Source organism: Streptomyces sp. NPDC030814 (genome assembly GCF_055572155.1).
The window spans coordinates 1-17,410 of record NZ_JBVIDX010000007.1; the positions used below are offsets into that span (position 1 = coordinate 1).

Genomic DNA, 17,410 nt, shown 5'->3' on the forward strand with positions numbered 1-17,410 from the left:
CGCACCCGCACCAGCCACTTCGCAGCACTTTGCCCCGCCGAGCTCATGCTCGACGGGGCAAAGTAGGACCAGCCCCCGAATAAACCAACAGCGTCCGGTAGTTCACAGGGGGCGGTTGCCGGGAGAACCACCGGTGGGCGACTCCCTTTGTCCGGCACTGAGCCCTGGGCCCCGCTCAGGGCCCCAGCGCCGCGCAGAGAGCGGCGGCCGGAGCGCTGTCGCCGCGGGCGGCAACTCCCAGGCACCGGCCGCTGCCGCTGCCGGGCGATGGACACAAAAAGGCCGCCGCCGCCCGCTCCCCGCATGCGGGGAGCGGGCGGCGGCGGCCGTGCCTCTCAAGTCGGCGCCCGCGGACGGACGCCGTCGAGGCAGCGCCGTCAGCCGCTGCAGATCGTCAGGCTCTTGCCGCCGGTCCGCGCCGTGGCGCAGACCTGCCGGACCTCCGGCACGGTGACACTGAGGGTGCGCCGCACCTTCGCCTTCACGGCGAGGTCGGCCTTCGCCAGCTCGGTCCGACCCGAGGTGATCGTCACACCGACGGTCCGCGCCTTGGAGCAGGTGACGTTGACGTCGATCGTGGTGGTCTCACTGCTGCTGACCTTCCGAAGGCCGACGTCACAGGGGAAGTTCTGCTGCACGGCAGCCTGAGCGGGCGCGACCGTCCACAGGGGCGCGGAAGCGAGGAGCGCGGTGGCCGCCGAGCGAAGCATGAGGTGAGGCATGGGTCCTTCCACGTTGTCACAGGGGCAGACCGCCCGCCGGCGGCCTGCCCTCGATAAGGCGCCAGGAGATCCCTTTTGCGCCTTTCGAGAGATGCGACCACGGTGCCCTGAGCCCCGCAACGTGCCACGCCCGGCAACTTCCGGGCTCCGCCTACCGAGTGACCGAACCGTCGTGACCTCGTCGCTGGTGTGTGCGGGGAGTCAGTCGCCGTACAGTGCCGCGATCTCCTTCCCGTACGCCTCCGTCACCGCATGCCGTCTGATCTTGAGAGACGGGGTGAGCAGGCCGTTCTCCTCGGTGAACTCGCCCTCGACGAGGCGGAATTCGCGGATGGACTCGGCACGGGAGACCGCCCGGTTCGCGTAGTCCACGGCCTTCTGCACGTCGGCGCGCATCCGCGGGTCGGAGACGAGCTCGGACAGCGGGGTGTCGGCGGGCATGCCGCGGACGTAGAGCCAGTGGGCGACATCCTCGGGATCGAGGGCGATCAGGGCACCGACGAACGGGCGGTTGTCGCCGACGACGATGCACTGGCCGATCGGCGGGCAACTGCGCAGACGGTCCTCCAGAACGGCAGGAGAAACGTTCTTGCCCCCGGAGGTGATCAAAATGTCCTTCTTGCGGCCGGTGATGGTGAGGTAGCCGTCCTCGTCGAGGGAGCCCAGGTCGCCCGTGGCGAACCAGCCGTCGGCCAGGACGGCGTCGGTGGCCGCCTGGTCGTTCCAGTACGAGCCGAAGACGATGCCGCCCTTGATGAGCACCTCGCCGTCGTCGGCGATACGGATCGCGGTGCCGGGAACGGGCCGGCCGACCGTGCCCGGGCGGGGGCCCAGGGGCGGAACGATGGTGGCGGCCGCGGTGGTCTCGGTCAGGCCGTAGCCCTCGTAGACAAGGATCCCGGCGGCGTAGAAGAACAGGTTGAGGTCGCGGTCGAGCGGGGAGCCCCCGCTGATGGCATAGCGCGTGCGGCCGCCGAGCTCTCTGCGGATGCGGCGGTAGACCAGGAGGTCGTACAGCGCCCACGCGGCGTACAGGGCGAGGCCGGGGCCCGGACCCCGGCCCAGGAACTTGTTCATGTGCGCCTCGCCGAAGCGGACGCCGATGCGGTGCGCGCGGTCGAAGGATGCGCCGCGGCCTATCCGCTCGGCGGTGGCGCGCCCGGTGTTGTGGATCTTCTCGAAGAGGTACGGCACGCCGACCAGGAAGGTGGGCCCGAACTCCTTGAGTGCGGGCCGGAGTTCGGCGGGCTTGATGCTCGGGCAGTGGCCCATCTCGATGCGGGCCATGAGACAGGCGATCTGGATCGTCCGGCCGAGGATGTGGGCGAGCGGCAGGAACAGGAGGGTGGAGGCGGTCTGGCCGGTGACCGCCTTGAAGACGGGGTGGAGCGACTCGACCGTGTTGGCCGCCTCCGCGTGCAGGTTGGCGTGGGTGAGCAGACAGCCCTTCGGCCGGCCCGTGGTGCCGGAGGTGTAGCAGACGGTGGCGACTGTGTCGGGGGTGAGGGCGGCGCGGCGTTTGGCGACCTCCGTGTCCGGGATGTCCCTGCCGAGGGCGGCGAGTTGGGACATCGCGTCCTCGTCGAGCTGCCAACAGCGCGGCGGCACCGAGTGGGCGGCGGTGCCGGCACGCACGGCCGCCGCGTTCTCGGCGGTCTCCACGATCATGAGGCGGGCCCCCGAGTCCCGCACGATCCACTCGATCTGCTCGGCCGACGACGTGGCGTAGAGGGGGACACTCTGGCCGCCGGCCGCCCATATCGCGAAGTCGAGGACCGTCCACTCGTAGCGGGTGCGGGACATGACCGCGACACGGGCGCCCGGTTCGAGGCCGGCCGCGATGAGTCCCTTCGCGGTGGCGGTGACCTCCTGGGCGAACTCGGCGGCCGAGACCGGGCGCCAGGTGCCGGCCTCCTTGCGGCGGAGCACCACGGCACCGGGAGCCTCGGTCGCGTTGACGAACGGGAGGTCGGCCATGCTTCCGGTCGTCGGCCGCGGTGCCATGACAGGAGTGCGTGCCTCGCGGACGACACCGTGGTCGTCCGTGACGACCTCGACCGTGAGACGGCCCGCCAGGTCGCTGCGCTGCTTCGCCTGCTTCAAATCCTTGCGTACGCCCATGACGGCTCCCGGTCGCGGCTGTGCCGGCATGCTGCCTCATACCTGGTGTGCTTGCCGGACAGATAACTTACCGGCAAGTAATGAAATTTCAATGGTTCGGTGCAGAACGTCCCGAAGGCCCTCCGCCGAGCGAGGGCCCCCGGCGCGAACGGCCGGGAGCCCTGTCGGCGCGCACGTTCAGCAGAACGTCGGGGCCGGCGGCGCCGATGTGACGCGGTCCGCGGGGCCCTCGTCCGAGGGACGGCGCACCACACCGGGCGCGACCCGGCAGATGTTGTCGGCCCGGATGCCGGACGAGTCCTCGGTGATGTCGAAGAACACCCGCTCGCCCGCGAGCAGTGTGCGATCGGCGCGGCCGTGCACGGCGGAGCGGCAGGCGGCGACGTCCGGTGCCTCGCCGTCCCGCGCGATGACACCCACTCCCCGGTCGTGGTCGAACCACTTCACGACGCCACTCGGCACAGCCACCCCCGGTTTCCGGCGCTCCGGTCGGGACGCGCGTCCGGCACGCGTCCACGCCTTGTCCTGGACCCGCGTGCGTCCGGCACACGAGACCTCTCCGTCATGTCGCTGCCGCGCGTCCCGTTCTCCCGGCGCCACCGGCCTGACCGGGTGCCCAAGGACGGCGATCCGCTTGTCCGACGAACTGATGGCCCCGAACGAGGGACTCGCTCTCCTTCGATGCGGGCAATGCCGGGAAGCGTGCGTATCGCTCGACCGCGCAAAGGCATTGACGGAGACATGCGTCGCACAGTCACTTCAGAAGACCTCCTCCTCGAACGCGAGGGCGAACCGGCGCCGCACGGGCCGCCTTTCAGCGCCTGCGCCGGGGGTCCGCCCCTCCACGCCGTTCTCTTCACACGCCATCAGGCGGGCACCAGGCGGCTCTCGGCACGGGCGTGCACACCACGGCACCGGCGTGTGTGCCGAGAGTGTGCGGCCACGTCGTCACGCGGCCCCGCGAATCCGGGGCAACCCGGTCGTCGGCTCGCCGCCCGAGGCGTCAAGCCGACCTCGGGCCCTTCATCGTCAGCCGGACCGGCCGCCGCCGAGCAGGCGGGTCTCCTCGGTCCGCGATCCGCACACCGGACACCGCCGCCGTGTGACGGCCTGGGCCGCGAGTGTGCCCAGGGCCTGCTGAAGGGCCGCTTCGACGGCGTCGGGGACGAAGAGCGTTCCCCCGTCGTCGGGGCGGACCAGCCAGCGCAGGCGTCCCGACACCCGATGCGGGGCCGGCACCGTGATCCATGCGTCCTTGCCCAGGTATCTGACGTCCCTGCCGACCCAGCGGCCCGCGGGATCCGGCGGCAGGAAGAAACCCACTCGGCGGGCGACGGCGTCCGCCAGCACGGGACCGGGTGTCTGCGCGACACGCAGGAGGGCGTCCAGGGCCAGGACGCCCAGTTCCTCCGGCACGCTCAGCACATCCCAGAAACGTCCGCAGGCCAGGACCGCGACGCCGCTTTCTCCGTGCCACCGCCGTTTGCAGTCGCGGGGATCGGTCGCGGCGGCGGCGAGCCACTCGGTGGCCTGCCCGCTGATGGTGCGCATGAGGTTCCTCCGGATCCGTCGGACACGGCGTTCTCCCCCTCAGCGCCAAGGCTGGTCAGACCCGGCCTGTTCATGCTGATGGATACTCGCGTCCGACGGAAGGGGTGGCGTACCGTGGCGAATTCCCCTGGAGCGTTCGGAACCGGATTCATTCCGTTCACTGCCCATTGAAGATCATCCAAGCATATGAACGACACTTCCCCATGGGCTCGGCTCCGTCGGCCATGGCCATGGCTCTGGCGAAAGGTCCGTGCGCTGCCCCGTCGGCGCCGCTCCGGCGGCGAAACTCCCCTGGACGCCCTGGTGGAGACGGCGCGACGGCTCGACTACGGTGCCGGCCGGTGCGGCGACGGCACCGACGACGCGCAGGACGAGCGGTGACGCAGCGCCGGTGGCCTCAACCGTGCAGCGCGTCGGCGGCTTCGATGGCCTCCGCGAGGCCGCGCAGGTCGTCGTCCTCGTGGTCCCGGGCCAGCTCCCACGCCCGCTCCGCGAGCCGTCCGAGTGGCGGCCGGCCCGGCAGCCCCGGCCCGCGACCGTCCCCGTCACGCAGGGCGTCCGCGAAGTAGGCGGCGACGACGGCCACCTGAAGGCCCCGGGGCGAGGTCCACAGATCGCCGTGGAGGGCCAAGGCCTCGATGCCCTCGGACTCCTCGTGCGGGATGCGGCTGTCGGGGTCGAGCCAGCGGACGGTGGCCGTGGCGAGGTGGCCGGCCTCGGTGCCCGGCCTGGTGCTGACCGCGTAGAGGGCGGTGACGGTGTGGCCGGGGCCGACCTCGCCGCCGTCCACGGAGTCGTCGCGGAAGTCCTCGTCGGCGACCTGCCGGTTGTCGTAGCCGATGAGGCGGAACTCCTCGACCGTCTCGGGGTCGAAGGTGACCTGGGCCTTGGCGTCACGGGCGGTCAGGTCGACGTGGCGCGGGAGTTGCTCGCAGAACACCTCCTCGGCCTCCTTCTCGCTGGACACATACGCGGTGTGGCCGTCGCCCTTGTCCGCGAGGCGTTCCATGAGGGCGTCCCCGTAGTCGCTGCCGACGCCGACGCCGAAGAGGGTGATGCCGTGTTCGCGGCGCTCGCTCCCGATGCGTTCGAGGATGGTGTCGGCGTCGGTCTCACCGGTGTTGGCGAGGGCGTCGGACAGCAGGACGACGCGGTTGGTGGCACCCTCGCGCAGGCCCTCGACGGCGGTCTCGTAGCCGCTCTCGACGCCCGCGCCGAGGTTGGTGGAGTCGGAGGGCTCCAGGCTGTCGATGGCGTCGTGGATCCTGGCCCGGTTGTCGTCGAGGCGGGTCATCGGCAGGACGGTCTCGGCGGTGTCACTGAAGGTGACGAGGGCGACGGAGTCGTTGTCGCGGAGCCGGTCGGTCATCTTGCCGAGGGCGTCCTGAGCGAGGTCGAGGCGGCCGGGTTCGGCCATGGAACCGGAGACGTCGATGACGAAGGTGAGGGCGGCGGGCGGCCGTTCGCGGTCGCTCTCGGCGGCACGGGTGGCGAGGCCGACGCGGACGAGGGACCAGTCGTCGTCCCTGGTGCGGGCGCCGTCCACGGTGACCGAGAAGCCGTCGCCGTCGGGGCGTTCGTAGTCCTGGCGGAAGCTGTTGACGAACTCCTCCGGGCGGACCGTCGACGGGGCGGGCAGGCTGCCGTCCTGAAGGGTGCGGCGGGCGTAGCCGTAGGAGGCGGTGTCGACGTCCAGGGCGAAGGTGGAGAGATGGTCCGGCGACGGCGCGATGTCGCCGGACTCGTCGTCCGGTTGCTCCCCGGTGCCGGTTCCGTCGGGGGCCGGGGCCGGGAAGCCGTCGGCGGTGCGGCCGCCGTCCTTGGAGCGGTCGTACGCGGAGGAGTTGCCGCGTTCGCCGGTCTGACCGCAGCCCGTGAGGAGCAGGGCCCCGGCCGTGCCCAGGGCGAGCAGTGCGGTGGTCAGTCGTCGTGTCGTCCCTGTGCTGCGATACATGTGCATCGGGCCCCCTCGGCACGTCGTCCGTCGCCCTGTCGTCGGGCGACTGTTGTGACTGTGACGGCCGAGGAGGCCCGATGGTGCGTGACAGGGAGTTGCGGATGCGTCTCGAAGCGGCCACGGCGGGTGCCCGTCGAGACCGGTGGGTGATCCTCCGTTGACCTACGAGACCACGTCCTTGCGGCCGAAACCGCGGAAGGCCAGGGCGAACAGGACCAGCGCGTACGTTACCGAGACCGAGACGCCCTGGATCATGTCGGTGTAGTCGGGCTGCGGTCGGACGACGTCGAGCCAGGCGTACTGCCAGTGCGCCGGCAGGAAGTGGCGCCAGTCGCCGAGGGCGGTCACCTCGTCGAGGACGTTGCCGATGATGGTGAGGCCCACGGCGCCGCCGACCGCGCCGAGCGGGGCGTCGGTCCTGGTGGAGAGCCAGAACGCCATGCCGGCGGTGACCAGTTGGGACACGAAGATGTACCCCACGGTGATCACCAGGGCCTGGGCGGCGGCACCGGAGGCCAGTTCGCCGCCCGTGGGCAGTTCCAGCGGGCCCCAGCCGTAGGCGACCGTGCCGATGGCGAGGGCGACCGCCGGGAGCAGGACCAGCGCCGCGAGGCTGAGGGTGAGGCCCACGACGAGCTTGGACCACAGCAGCCGGGCGCGCGGTACGGGCGCCGCGAGGAGGTAGCGCAGGGAGGACCAGCTGGCCTCCGAGGCGACGGTGTCGCCGCAGAACAGCGCGACCGGGATGACCAGCAGGAACCCGGCGGCGGCGAAGAGGTTCACCGCGGCGAAGTTCGCGCCGGACGCCGTCGCGGTGTCCATGAGGTTGACCCGGTTGTTGCCCTCGCCCGGGGTGCCGCCTATCTGGAAGGCGATCACCAGGATGACCGGCAGGGCGAACAGGATGCCGCCCATGACCATCGTGCGCCTGCGCTTCAGCTGGCGGACCAGCTCGACCCCGAGGGGCAGGGTGCGGCCCGCGCGGTAGCCGTCGGCGACCTCGGCGGGTTCTGCGTGCTCGGCACGCTCGGCCAGCGTGCTCATGCGGACTCTCCGATCAGGGTGAGGAAGGCGTCTTCGAGGCGGCGGTGGGGGCCGACCGCGTCGACGGGGACCTCCAGCCGGACCAGCTCGGCGATCAGGCGCTGGGCGCTGCCGTCCGCGTCCAGGCGCACGACCAGGCCGTCGTCGGTGCGTACGGCCGAGTCGACGCCCGGAAGTGCGGCGATCTTGTCGACGACGGGCTCCTCCACGGGGGCGGAGGTACCGACCAGCAGGGTGTCGCCGGAGCCGACGATCTCGCCGACCGGGCCCGCCTGGACGAGCTGTCCGTGGTCCATGACGACCAGGTGGGTGCAGGTCTGCTCGACCTCCGCCAGCAGATGGCTGGAGACGATGACGGTGCGGCCCGCCGCCGCGTACCGGATCATGACCTCGCGCATCTCACGGATCTGCGGCGGGTCGAGTCCGTTCGTCGGCTCATCGAGTATCAGCAGGTCGGGCAGGCCGAGCATGGCCTGGGCGATGGCCAGGCGCTGGCGCATGCCCTGGGAGTAGGTGCGCACCGCGCGGGCGAGGGCGTCGCCGAGGCCGGCGATCTCCAGCGCCTCGTCCAGGTGGGCGTCCTCGGCCGGACGGCCGGTGGCCCGCCAGTACAGCTCCAGGTTCTCCCGGCCGGACAGGTGCGGGAGGAAGCCCGCGCCCTCGACGAAGGCGCCGACGCGGGACAGCACGGGCGCGCCCGGCACGATCGCGTGGCCGAAGACGCGGATCTCACCGCCGTCCGGCTGGATCAGCCCCATCAGCATGCGCAGGGTCGTGGTCTTGCCCGCGCCGTTCGGGCCGAGGAGACCGAGCACCTGGCCCTTCTCGACGCGGAAGGACACATCGCGGACGCTGTACCGGTCGCCGTTCTTGTACTTCTTGCTGAGGTCGGTGATCTGGAGGGGGACCTCGGCGAGCGTCGGGTCGGGGGCGGGGGGCACGACGCGGCGGCGGCCCGTGACGAGCAGGACGGCCGCGACGGCCGCGCCGCCGATCGGCAGGTACCAGACCCAGGCGGGCAGGATGTCCGAGCGGTCGGCCCCGCCGAACGGGGTCGGCACCTCCAGCTCGCCCTTCAGGGAGACGGTGTACGTGGCCGGGGCGGCCGGGGAGGCGTAGCCGAGGTCGGTGGAGGCGAGGACCAGACGCAGGCTGTGCCCGTCGTCGAGTTCGTGGTCGATGGCGGGGAGGGTGAGCTTCACGTCCTTGCCGGCCTTGGCGCCCTCGACCCGTACGGGCTGGACGAGCTGGGAGGGGAGCACCTGGGAGACGCCGCCCGGGCCGACGTCGTAGACCTTGGCGAAGAGCACGGCGTCGTCGCTGGTGGACTTCACATGGACGGTGGCCGTGGGTGAGCCGGTGATCTGGAGGTCGTCCGTGACGGGCTTCGACTGGAACGCGGCGAACTGGCCGGGGAAGTCCAGCGAGAGACTCACGCCGAGCGAGGACAGCTGGGAGAGGCCGCCGGCCGCGCCGCCGATGCCGGGCAGGGCCGACACGGCGGGCGGGCTGGCGCCGGCCGGGTTCTCGAAGCTCTGCTCGCGTCCGGCGAGGGCGATGGACCGACGGTCGCCGTCCAGGCCCGGGTAGGTGTCGTCGGTGGTGCCGCTCAGACGGGGCTCGCCGTCGCCGGAGCCGGTGCCGAGGGTGCGGGTGACGCGGAACGCGGAGCCGGTGTCGGCGGTCTTGTCGCCCTTCAGATAGCGGTCGAACCAGGCCTCGACGCGGGACTGGACGCGGCCGGTCTCCATGTCGCCGCCGTCGTGGCCGCCGGAGATCCAGTCGACGTCGACCGGAGCGCCGTTGGCCTTGATCGCCTTGGCGGCGGCGTCGGCCTGGCCGAGCGGGAAGAGCGAGTCGGTCTGGCCCTGGAGCAGCAGCGTGGGCACCTTGATGCGGTCGCCGACGGCCTCGGGGCTGCGCTCTTCCAGGAGCTTGACCGCCTCCGCGTCCGGAGATCCGGCCTCGGCGACCCGCTCGTACATCGCGCACAGGTCGGCCTCGAACTTGGCGCAGCCGCCGCCGGTGTTGAAGAAGAGGCCGGTCCAGAGCTTCTTGTACACACCGTTGGGGAACAGGGCGTCCGCGAGGTTCCAGTACGTGATCGCCGGGGCGATGGCGTCGACCCGGTCGTCGTACCCGGCGGCCAGCAGGGCGATCGCCCCGCCGTAGGAGGCGCCGGCGGCGCCCACGCGCGGGTCGCCGTCCTTGTCCAGCTGGACCTCGGGGCGCTTCGCCAGCCAGTCGATCAGCCGGGAGACGTCGGCGACCTCGGCCTTCGGGTCGTTCAGCCCGATCTTTCCGGTCGAGTCGCCGAAGCCGCGCGCCGACCAGGTCAGCACCGCGTAGCCGTCGCGGGCGAGGTCCTCGGCCTGCCGTCGTACGTCGTTCTTGCTGCCGCCGAAGCCGTGCCCCAGCAGGACGGCCGGGCGGCGGCCGTCCGAGCCGGAGGTGAAGTACGAGGTGTCGATGCGTACGCCCTCAGCCATGGCCATGACCTGGTCGGTGCGCTTCACCGGCGCCGCTTCGTCCGAGGCGGTGGCCGTCCACGTGCCGGCCCCGGCGAGCACGGCGACGGCCGCCACGGCGGCGAGGGTGCGCCGCGGCCTCCGCCGCAGCGCCCTTCGCACTCGCGGTCCGGACAGTCGAAGATCCATGCGTCAACGGTACGGGGCTCCCTAGGCACCCCACGGCAGCCTCCGGTCGGATCAGTGGGCCATCCCACAGTCGTACGGGCGGATTTCGACATACAGCGGTCGCGGTACGCGGAGGCGCGGCGCGGACTGACAGCAACCTGTCAGGCGGACCGACAGCACGCGAACAAGCCGGGTTTCGGCGGCCCCGCCGTTCATCCGTGGCCGGCGGGTCGGTGGGGCCGGATAGAGGCGCCGCTCACAGTGGGCACACGTGTCCGGCAGGGGCAGGGATCTTCGGGGTGGGGCACATGAAGCTGCGGCAGACCGCGGCCTGGGTGGGGGTCACGGCGACGGCGCTCCTGGCGACAACGGCGTGCGGCGGCGCGGAGCGCGTCAAGCGGGCCGCCGAGACGGTCGACAAGTCCGACGCGATTCTGGCGGCGCTCAGCCGGGCCACGGACCGGACCGAGGAGCTGGGCTCCGCCGAGGTCGAGGTGAGCGCCGACACGGGCGACGGCCCGGTCACCATGGAGGGCACGTACTCCTGGGGCGACGGCTACGCGTACGACATCGAGATGGACACCAGCGCCGCCGGGATGCAGGACCTGACGGACGACCCGACCATCCACGCCCTCTTCGTGGACGGCGCGTACCACTACAACGTCGACCCCATGACCTCCGGTCCCTACAAGGGCAAGGAGTGGCTGAAGGTCGACGGGTCGGCGGTGTTCGGCCCGCAGGGCGCCCGGGCCTTCAGCGGCGGCAGCGGGGCCGGCCCGGCGGCGTCCATGCGGAGCCTCAAGTACGCGAAGGGCTTTGAGGACCTCGGCCAGGAGCGTGTGGACGGGCGGGCCGCCACCCACTACCGGGCCGTGCTCGGCAGGAAGCAGCTGGGCAGGTTCAGCGACGCCTTCTCCGGCGAGGGCAGCGTCGTGGACTGGGCGACCGGCGGCGTCGACAAGGTCACGATGGATGTGTGGGTCGGCGCCGACGACCTGCCGGTCCGGCTGCGGCAGGAGATGGGCGCCCTGACCGTCACCATGGACTTCGAGAAGTTCGGCGCCACCGCCGAGGTGAAGGTCCCGCCCGCCGCGGAGACCGCCGATGTCACCGAGGCCCTGCGGGAGAACCTCGAGCAGCAGCGCTGATGCGGGGGCGACCGGACTCGGCGGGCCAGGGCTGATCCCCGGCCGGACACGGCGGTGCCCCGCCCCTTCCCGTGGAGGGAGGGACGGGGCGCCGTACGCGCTCAGTGGTTGCGCGGGAAGCCCAGGTCGACGCCGGTCGGGCCGTCGGCCGGGTCGGGCCAGCGGGTCGTGACGACCTTGCCGCGGGTGTAGAAGTGGGTGCCGTCGTTGCCGTAGATGTGGTGGTCGCCGAAGAGGGAGTCCTTCCAGCCGCCGAAGGAGTGGTAGCCGACGGGGACCGGGATCGGGACGTTCACGCCGACCATGCCGGCCTCGACCTCCAGTTGGAAGCGGCGGGCGGCGCCGCCGTCCCGCGTGAAGATCGCGGTGCCGTTGCCGAAGGGCGAGGCGTTGATGAGGGACATGCCCTCCTCGTAGGTGTCCACGCGGAGCACGCACAGGACGGGGCCGAAGATCTCGTCCTGGTAGGCCTTGGCGGTGGTGGGCACCTTGTCGAGGAGCGAGATGCCGATCCAGTGGCCGTCCTCGAAGCCGTCGACCGTGTAGCCGGTGCCGTCGAGGACCACCTCGGCGCCCTCGGCCGCCGCACCCGTCACGTACGAGGCCACCTTGTCGCGGTGGACCTTGGTGATCAGCGGGCCCATCTCGGAGGTCGGGTCGTTGCCGGGGCCGATCTTGATCTTCTCGGCGCGCTCACGGATCTTCTCCACCAGCTCGTCGCCGATCGCGCCGACCGCCACGACCGCGGAGATCGCCATGCAGCGCTCACCGGCCGAGCCGTAGGCGGCGGAGACGGCGGCGTCGGCCGCCGCGTCCAGGTCGGCGTCCGGGAGGACCAGCATGTGGTTCTTGGCGCCGCCCAGGGCCTGGACCCGCTTGCCGTTCGCGGAGGCCGTGGTGTGGATGTAGCGGGCGATCGGGGTGGAGCCGACGAAGGAGACCGCCTTGACGTCCGGGTGCTCCAGGAGGCGGTCGACGGCCACCTTGTCGCCGTGGACGACGTTGAAGACACCGTCGGGCAGACCGGCCTCGGCCAGCAGCTCGGCGATCTTGATGGACGCCGAGGGGTCCTTCTCGGACGGCTTCAGCACGAACGTGTTGCCGCACGCGATGGCCATGGGGAACATCCACATCGGGACCATCGCCGGGAAGTTGAACGGCGTGATGCCCGCGACGACACCCAGCGGCTGGCGGATCGAGGAGACGTCCACGCGGCTCGCGACCTGCGTCGACAGCTCGCCCTTCAGCTGCACGGTGATGCCGCACGCCAGGTCGACGATCTCCAGGCCGCGCGCGACCTCGCCGAGCGCGTCCGAGTGCACCTTGCCGTGCTCGGCGGTGATCAGCTCCGCGATCGCGTCCCGGTTGGCGTCCAGCAGCGCCCGGAACTTGAACAGGATCGAGGTGCGCTGGGCCAGCGAGGACTGGCCCCAGGTCACGAAGGCCTCCTTGGCGGTGCGTACCGCCGCGTCGACCTCGTCGACGGTCGCGAAGGCGACCTTGGTGGTGACCGCGCCGGTCGCCGGGTCCGTGACCGGACCGAACGTACCCGACGCGCCTTCGACGGTCTTGCCGCCGATCCAGTGGTTGACGATCTTCGTCATGCCGAAAGACTCCTTCTTACAGATGGCGGCGTCGGGTAGAGACGTGCCGGTCGTACTCCTCGCGTGCCTTGACCGCCGACGCTCGCGTCGCGGTCTCGGCCACAGGTACATCCCACCAGGCCTGCGCCGGGGGCGGGCCCGACACTGTGTCTGCGGTTTCGGTCTCCACGTAGACACAAGTGGGAGTGTCGGCGGCCCGTGCCTCGGCGAGGGCCGCGCGCAGCTCGCGGACGGTCCTGGTGCGCAGGACGCGCATGCCGAGGCTGGCCGCGTTGGCGGCGAGATCCACGGGCAGCGGAGCGCCCGTGAACGTGCCGTCGTCCGGGTTGCGGTGCCGGTAGGCGGTGCCGAACCGCTCCCCGCCGACCGACTCCGACAGGCCGCCGATGGAGGCGTACCCGTGGTTCTGCACCAGCAGCACCTTGATCGGCACGTTCTCCTGGACGGCCGTGACGATCTCCGTCGGCATCATCAGATAGGTGCCGTCGCCGACCAGCGCCCACACCGGGCGCCCGGGAGCGGCCATGCGGACACCGATCGCGGCCGGGATCTCGTAGCCCATACAGGAGTAGCCGTACTCCAGGTGGTACTGGTCCCGCGACCGCGCCCGCCACAGTTTGTGCAGGTCACCGGGGAGGGAGCCGGCCGCGTTGATGAGGATGTCGTTCTCGTCGACGATCTCGTCGAGGAGGCCGAGGACCTGGGCCTGGGTGGGCCGGGTGTCCGGCTCCTCCGCCTCGTAGCAGGCGTCGACGCGGTGCTCCCAGCGCTGCTTGTCCTCGCCGTACTCGGCGACGTACGCGTCCGCGACCCGGTGGCCGTGCAGCTCCAGCGCCTCGGCCAGCTCTTCGAGGCCGGCCCGTGCGTCCGCGATCAGCGGCAGCCCGGAGAGCTTGTGGCCGTCGTAGGGCGCGATGTTGAGGTTGAGGAAGCGGACGCCGTCGGCGGCGAAGAGGGTGCCGGAGGCGGTGGTGAAGTCCGTGTACCGGGTGCCGACACCGATCACCAGGTCGGCGGTGCGGGCGAGTTCGTTGGCCGTCGCGGTGCCGGTGTGGCCGATGCCGCCGACGTCCTGCGGGTGGTCGTACCGCAGGGAGCCCTTGCCCGCCTGGGTGGAGGAGACCGGGATGCCGGTGGCCTCGGCGAGTTCGGCGAGCGCCTCCTCGGCGCGGGCGTGGTGGACACCGCCGCCGGCGACGATCAGCGGACGGCGGGACTCGCGGATCACCCGTACCGCGTCGGCCAGTTCGGCCGGGTCCGGGGCGGGCCGCCGTACGTGCCAGGTCCGTTCGGCGAAGAACTCCTCCGGCCAGTCGTACGCCTCCGCCTGCACGTCCTGCGGCAGGGCGAGGGTCACGGCGCCCGTGTCGACGGGGTCCGCGAGGACCCGCATCGCCTGGAGGGCGGCCGGGATCAGCGCCTCGGGGCGGGTGACCCGGTCGAAGTACCGCGACACCGGGCGCAGCGCGTCGTTCACGCTGATGTCGCCCGCGTACGGCACTTCGAGCTGCTGGAGGACCGGGTCCGCCGGCCGGGTGGCAAAGATGTCGCCGGGCAGGAGCAGCACCGGGAGGTGGTTGATGGTGGCGAGGGCGGCGCCGGTGACGAGGTTGGTGGCGCCGGGGCCGATCGACGTGGTCACGGCATGTGTGGACAGCCGGCCCGACTGGCGGGCGTAGCCGACGGCCGCGTGCACCATGGCCTGTTCGTTGCGGCCCTGGTGGTACGGCATGACGTCGGCGTACTCGACCAGCGCCTGACCGAGGCCCGCGACGTTGCCGTGGCCGAAGATGCCCCAGGTGGCGCCGATCAGCCGCTGCCGCTCGCCGTCACGCTCGGTGTACTGGGCGGCGAGGAACCGCACCAGCGCCTGCGCCACGGTGAGCCGCGTGGTCCGGGTGGTCATCGGTATCCCCCTGTGCCTTCTACGTGGTCCGGGTGGAAGCAGATCCGCCACTGCCGCTCGGTGCCCGGACCGGCCATCACGTTCAGGTAGTACATGCTGTGGCCGGGCTGCGCGATGGACGGGCCGTGCCAGCCGTCGGGGACGAGGACGGCGTCACCCGAGCGGACCTCGGCGAGCACGTCGGAGCCGCCCTCGCGGGAGGGGAACACGCGCTGGTAGCCGAAGCCGTTCGGGCCGTCGATCTCGAAGTAGTAGATCTCCTCCAGCTCGGTCTCCTCCCCCGGCCGGTTCTCGTCGTGCTTGTGCGGCGGGTACGAGGACCAGTTGCCGCCCGGGGTGATGACCTCGACGGTGATGAGCTTGTCGCACTCGAAGGCGTCGGCGGAGGCGAAGTTGCGCACCTGGCGGGCGCAGTTGCCGCTGCCGCGCTCTTCGACGGGAACCTCCGGCGCGGGGCCGTAGCGGGCGGGGAGTCGTCGCTCGCACCTCGCTCCTGCCAAAGCGAAGCGGCCTCCCGCGCCGGAGGCGATCTGTACCCGGGAGTCGCGGGGCGCGTAGACGAAGTCGGAGACTCCGGCGAACACGTCCTCGCGGCCCAGGATGTCGAACTCTGCGGTACCGTCGCCGTCCGGTTCGTCCGGTTCACTCGGATCCTCCGATACCCGAACCGTACAGGCGCCGTTCAGGGACAGCACGATCCATTCGCTGTCCCCCGTGCTGAAGGTGTGCGTACCGCCCGGCTCCAACTCCACGACGCGCAGGCTGCTGTGGGTCCAGCCGGCCAGCTCGGGGTCGATGTCGAGGGTGTAGTCCCCGTGGGCGGTCGTCCCCTTGGGGACGTGCAGCTCGGTCTTGTGTGTCATGAGGCCCTCACAGCAGTCCGACGGCGGTGTCCACGGCGGCGGTCACGTCGTCGTCCGCCGGGTAGAGCAACGAGCGGCCGACCACCAGGCCCTGCACGGTGGGCAGTTGCAGCGCGCCCCGCCACTTCTCGTACGCGCCCTCCTGGTCCTCGCCGACATCGCCGCCGAGGAGCACGGCGGGCAGGGTCGAGGTCTCCATGACCCGGGCCATGTCGTCGGGGTTCTCGGTGACGGGCACCTTCAGCCAGGTGTAGGCCGAGGTACCGCCGAGACCGGCCGCTATGGCGATCGACCTGGTGACCGCGTCGGCGCTCAGGTCGTTCCTGACCCTGCCGGTGACGGGGTCACGGCGGCTGATGAACGGCTCGACGAAGACGGGAAGCCGGCGCTCGGCCATGGCGTCCACGGCATGCGCGGTGGACTCCAGGGTGTCGAGGGAGCCGGGGTCGTCGTAGTCGACGCGCAGCAGCAGCTTCCCCGCGTCGAAGCGGAGACGCTCGATGTCCTCGGGGCGGTGGCCGGTGAAACGGTCGTCCAGTTCGAAGGAGGCGCCCGCGAGTCCGCCGCGGTTCATCGATCCCATGACGACCTTGCCGTCGAGGGCGCCGAGGAGAAGCAGGTCGTCGAGGATGTCGGCGGTCGCGAGAACCCCGTCGACGCCGGGCCGGCCGAGGGCCAGGCAGAGTCGTTCGAGGAGGTCGGCACGGTTCGCCATGGCGAGCTTGCGGTCGCCGACGGAGAGGGCGCCGCGGGCCGGGTGGTCGGCTGCGACGATCATCAGCCGTCCGGAGTCGCCGATCAGGGGGCGGCGGACGCGTCGGGCGGCGGCCTCGGCGATCGCCTCGGGGTGGTGGACCCTGGTGCGGACCAGGGCGGAGACGTCGACGCTCACCGCACTTCCCCCGCCGTGACCGCGGCTTCGATCTCCTGCTCGGTGGGCATCGCGGAGGAGCACTCCAGGCGGGAGGCGACGATGGCGCCGGCGGCGTTGGCGTACCGCATGACGCGCTCCAGCTCCCAGCCGTTCAGCAGGCCGTGGACGAGGGAGCCGCCGAAGGCGTCCCCCGCGCCCAGCCCGTTGAGGACGTTCACCGGGAGCGGCGGCACCTCGGCCGTCGTGCCGTCGCGGTGCACCGCCAGCACGCCCTTGGGGCCCTGCTTCACCACCGCGAGTTCCACCCCGGCGGCCAGCAGGGCCTCGGCGGCGGCGTGCGGCTCGCGGACGCCGGTGGCGACCTCGACCTCGTCCAGATTGCCGACGGCGACGGTGGTGTGCCGCAGGGCCTCCTCGTAGAACGGGCGGGCCGCGGCGGGATCGGCCCAGAACATGGGGCGCCAGTCGAGGTCGAAGACCGTCGGACCGGCCTTGGCGCGGTGGGCGAGGGACGCGAGCGTCGCCGTACGGCTCGGCTCCTCGCTCAGACCGGTGCCGGTGACCCAGAAGATCCTGGCCGCGCGGATGGCTTCGAGGTCCAGTTCGTGGGCGTCGATCTCCAGGTCCGGCGCCTTGGGGCGGCGGTAGAAGTACAGCGGGAAGTCGTCCGGGGGGAAGACCTCGCAGAACGTGATCGGGGTGGCGAGGCCGGGGACCGGCGTCACCCAGCGGTCGTCGACGCCGAAGTCCCGCAGCGCCTGGTGGAGGTACTCGCCGAAGGGGTCCTCGCCCGTGCGGGTGATGACGGCGGTGTCGCGGCCGAGACGGGCGGCGGCCACCGCGACGTTCGTCGCCGACCCGCCGAGGAACTTCCCGAAGGACGTCACCTGCGGCAGCGGGACCCCCGTCTGCAGCGGATAGAGGTCCACACCGATCCGCCCCATGGTGATCAGGTCGTACGCCATCGAGTTCCCTTCACGCTCC

At 71.6% G+C, this 17,410-nt stretch carries 14 protein-coding genes; 2 read left to right on the top strand and 12 right to left on the bottom strand.

All coding sequences use genetic code 11. The features are described from left to right. Window positions 1–377: 377 nt before the first annotated feature. The 4 genes from ACZ43N_RS16725 to ACZ43N_RS16740 all read right to left on the bottom strand — a co-directional run bounded on the left by ACZ43N_RS16725 (window position 378) and on the right by ACZ43N_RS16740 (window position 4,394). Window positions 378–722: a hypothetical protein gene (locus ACZ43N_RS16725; protein ID WP_468098189.1), complete on the bottom strand. Its 345-nt coding sequence runs from the start codon at window positions 720–722 to the stop codon at window positions 378–380. A gap of 201 nt (window positions 723–923) precedes the next feature. Continuing rightward, window positions 924–2,843, bottom strand: coding sequence for an AMP-dependent synthetase/ligase (locus ACZ43N_RS16730; protein WP_468098191.1), 1,920 nt, complete (start codon window positions 2,841–2,843; stop codon window positions 924–926). A gap of 177 nt (window positions 2,844–3,020) precedes the next feature. After that, the gene (locus ACZ43N_RS16735; protein WP_468098192.1) at window positions 3,021–3,311 is read right to left on the bottom strand and encodes a cold-shock protein; all 291 of its coding nucleotides are present in this window, start codon (window positions 3,309–3,311) and stop codon (window positions 3,021–3,023) included. Window positions 3,312–3,872: 561 nt separating this feature from the next. Next, a complete protein-coding gene (locus ACZ43N_RS16740; RefSeq protein ID WP_468098194.1) occupies window positions 3,873–4,394 on the bottom strand; it encodes a hypothetical protein in 522 nt (173 codons plus the stop codon). A gap of 186 nt (window positions 4,395–4,580) precedes the next feature. Between ACZ43N_RS16740 and ACZ43N_RS16745 the strand changes: the two genes are divergently transcribed. Then, entirely contained in the window at window positions 4,581–4,775 is a 195-nt protein-coding gene (locus ACZ43N_RS16745; protein ID WP_468098195.1) for a hypothetical protein, read from the top strand. 16 nt (window positions 4,776–4,791) lie between these two features. Here the strand turns inward: ACZ43N_RS16745 and ACZ43N_RS16750 are convergent, their stop codons facing one another. The 3 genes from ACZ43N_RS16750 to ACZ43N_RS16760 all read right to left on the bottom strand — a co-directional run bounded on the left by ACZ43N_RS16750 (window position 4,792) and on the right by ACZ43N_RS16760 (window position 10,052). Beyond that, window positions 4,792–6,354 carry a vWA domain-containing protein gene (locus ACZ43N_RS16750; protein ID WP_468098197.1) on the bottom strand — a complete coding sequence of 521 codons (1,563 nt, stop codon included), beginning with the start codon at window positions 6,352–6,354 and terminating at the stop codon, window positions 4,792–4,794. Between the two features lie 159 nt (window positions 6,355–6,513). Next, a complete protein-coding gene (locus ACZ43N_RS16755; protein ID WP_468098199.1) occupies window positions 6,514–7,395 on the bottom strand; it encodes an ABC transporter permease in 882 nt (293 codons plus the stop codon). Beyond that, the gene (locus tag ACZ43N_RS16760; protein ID WP_468098200.1) at window positions 7,392–10,052 is read right to left on the bottom strand and encodes an alpha/beta fold hydrolase; all 2,661 of its coding nucleotides are present in this window, start codon (window positions 10,050–10,052) and stop codon (window positions 7,392–7,394) included. The genes ACZ43N_RS16755 and ACZ43N_RS16760 overlap by 4 nt, the downstream gene beginning before the upstream one ends. 287 nt (window positions 10,053–10,339) lie before the next feature. On the opposite strand from ACZ43N_RS16760, the gene ACZ43N_RS16765 reads away from it, so the two are divergent. Then, window positions 10,340–11,179 carry an SCO4651 family lipoprotein gene (locus tag ACZ43N_RS16765; RefSeq protein ID WP_468098201.1) on the top strand — a complete coding sequence of 280 codons (840 nt, stop codon included), beginning with the start codon at window positions 10,340–10,342 and terminating at the stop codon, window positions 11,177–11,179. 101 nt (window positions 11,180–11,280) lie between these two features. Here ACZ43N_RS16765 and mmsA read toward each other — a convergent pair whose 3' ends face one another. From mmsA to iolC, 5 genes are read right to left on the bottom strand one after another with little or no spacing between them, the layout of a single operon-like run. Then, entirely contained in the window at window positions 11,281–12,783 is a 1,503-nt protein-coding gene (gene mmsA / locus ACZ43N_RS16770) for a CoA-acylating methylmalonate-semialdehyde dehydrogenase (RefSeq protein ID WP_468098202.1), read from the bottom strand. A gap of 16 nt (window positions 12,784–12,799) precedes the next feature. Next, window positions 12,800–14,689: a 3D-(3,5/4)-trihydroxycyclohexane-1,2-dione acylhydrolase (decyclizing) gene (gene iolD, locus ACZ43N_RS16775; RefSeq protein ID WP_468098204.1), complete on the bottom strand. Its 1,890-nt coding sequence runs from the start codon at window positions 14,687–14,689 to the stop codon at window positions 12,800–12,802. Further along, window positions 14,686–15,552, bottom strand: coding sequence for a 5-deoxy-glucuronate isomerase (gene iolB, locus ACZ43N_RS16780; RefSeq protein ID WP_468098205.1), 867 nt, complete (start codon window positions 15,550–15,552; stop codon window positions 14,686–14,688). The genes iolD and iolB overlap by 4 nt, the downstream gene beginning before the upstream one ends. A gap of 7 nt (window positions 15,553–15,559) precedes the next feature. Further along, window positions 15,560–16,444 carry a Cgl0159 family (beta/alpha)8-fold protein gene (locus tag ACZ43N_RS16785; RefSeq protein ID WP_468098206.1) on the bottom strand — a complete coding sequence of 295 codons (885 nt, stop codon included), beginning with the start codon at window positions 16,442–16,444 and terminating at the stop codon, window positions 15,560–15,562. After that, a complete protein-coding gene (gene iolC, locus ACZ43N_RS16790) occupies window positions 16,441–17,391 on the bottom strand; it encodes a 5-dehydro-2-deoxygluconokinase (protein WP_468098208.1) in 951 nt (316 codons plus the stop codon). Before iolC ends, ACZ43N_RS16785 begins: the two co-directional genes overlap by 4 nt. Between the last annotated feature and the right edge of the window lie 19 nt (window positions 17,392–17,410).

Excerpts from the sequence above, each read along its gene's own strand:
- ACZ43N_RS16725 (WP_468098189.1), bottom strand. The coding sequence starts at position 722 with ATGCCTCACCTCATGCTTCGCTCGGCGGCCACCGCGCTCCTCGCTTCC.
- ACZ43N_RS16730 (WP_468098191.1), bottom strand. The coding sequence starts at position 2,843 with ATGGGCGTACGCAAGGATTTGAAGCAGGCGAAGCAGCGCAGCGACCTG.
- ACZ43N_RS16740 (WP_468098194.1), bottom strand. The coding sequence starts at position 4,394 with ATGCGCACCATCAGCGGGCAGGCCACCGAGTGGCTCGCCGCCGCCGCG.
- ACZ43N_RS16745 (WP_468098195.1), top strand. The coding sequence starts at position 4,581 with ATGAACGACACTTCCCCATGGGCTCGGCTCCGTCGGCCATGGCCATGG.
- ACZ43N_RS16750 (WP_468098197.1), bottom strand. The coding sequence starts at position 6,354 with ATGCACATGTATCGCAGCACAGGGACGACACGACGACTGACCACCGCA.
- ACZ43N_RS16755 (WP_468098199.1), bottom strand. The coding sequence starts at position 7,395 with ATGAGCACGCTGGCCGAGCGTGCCGAGCACGCAGAACCCGCCGAGGTC.
- ACZ43N_RS16760 (WP_468098200.1), bottom strand. The coding sequence starts at position 10,052 with ATGGATCTTCGACTGTCCGGACCGCGAGTGCGAAGGGCGCTGCGGCGG.
- ACZ43N_RS16765 (WP_468098201.1), top strand. The coding sequence starts at position 10,340 with ATGAAGCTGCGGCAGACCGCGGCCTGGGTGGGGGTCACGGCGACGGCG.
- mmsA (WP_468098202.1), bottom strand. The coding sequence starts at position 12,783 with ATGACGAAGATCGTCAACCACTGGATCGGCGGCAAGACCGTCGAAGGC.
- iolD (WP_468098204.1), bottom strand. The coding sequence starts at position 14,689 with ATGACCACCCGGACCACGCGGCTCACCGTGGCGCAGGCGCTGGTGCGG.
- iolB (WP_468098205.1), bottom strand. The coding sequence starts at position 15,552 with ATGACACACAAGACCGAGCTGCACGTCCCCAAGGGGACGACCGCCCAC.
- iolC (WP_468098208.1), bottom strand. The coding sequence starts at position 17,391 with ATGGCGTACGACCTGATCACCATGGGGCGGATCGGTGTGGACCTCTAT.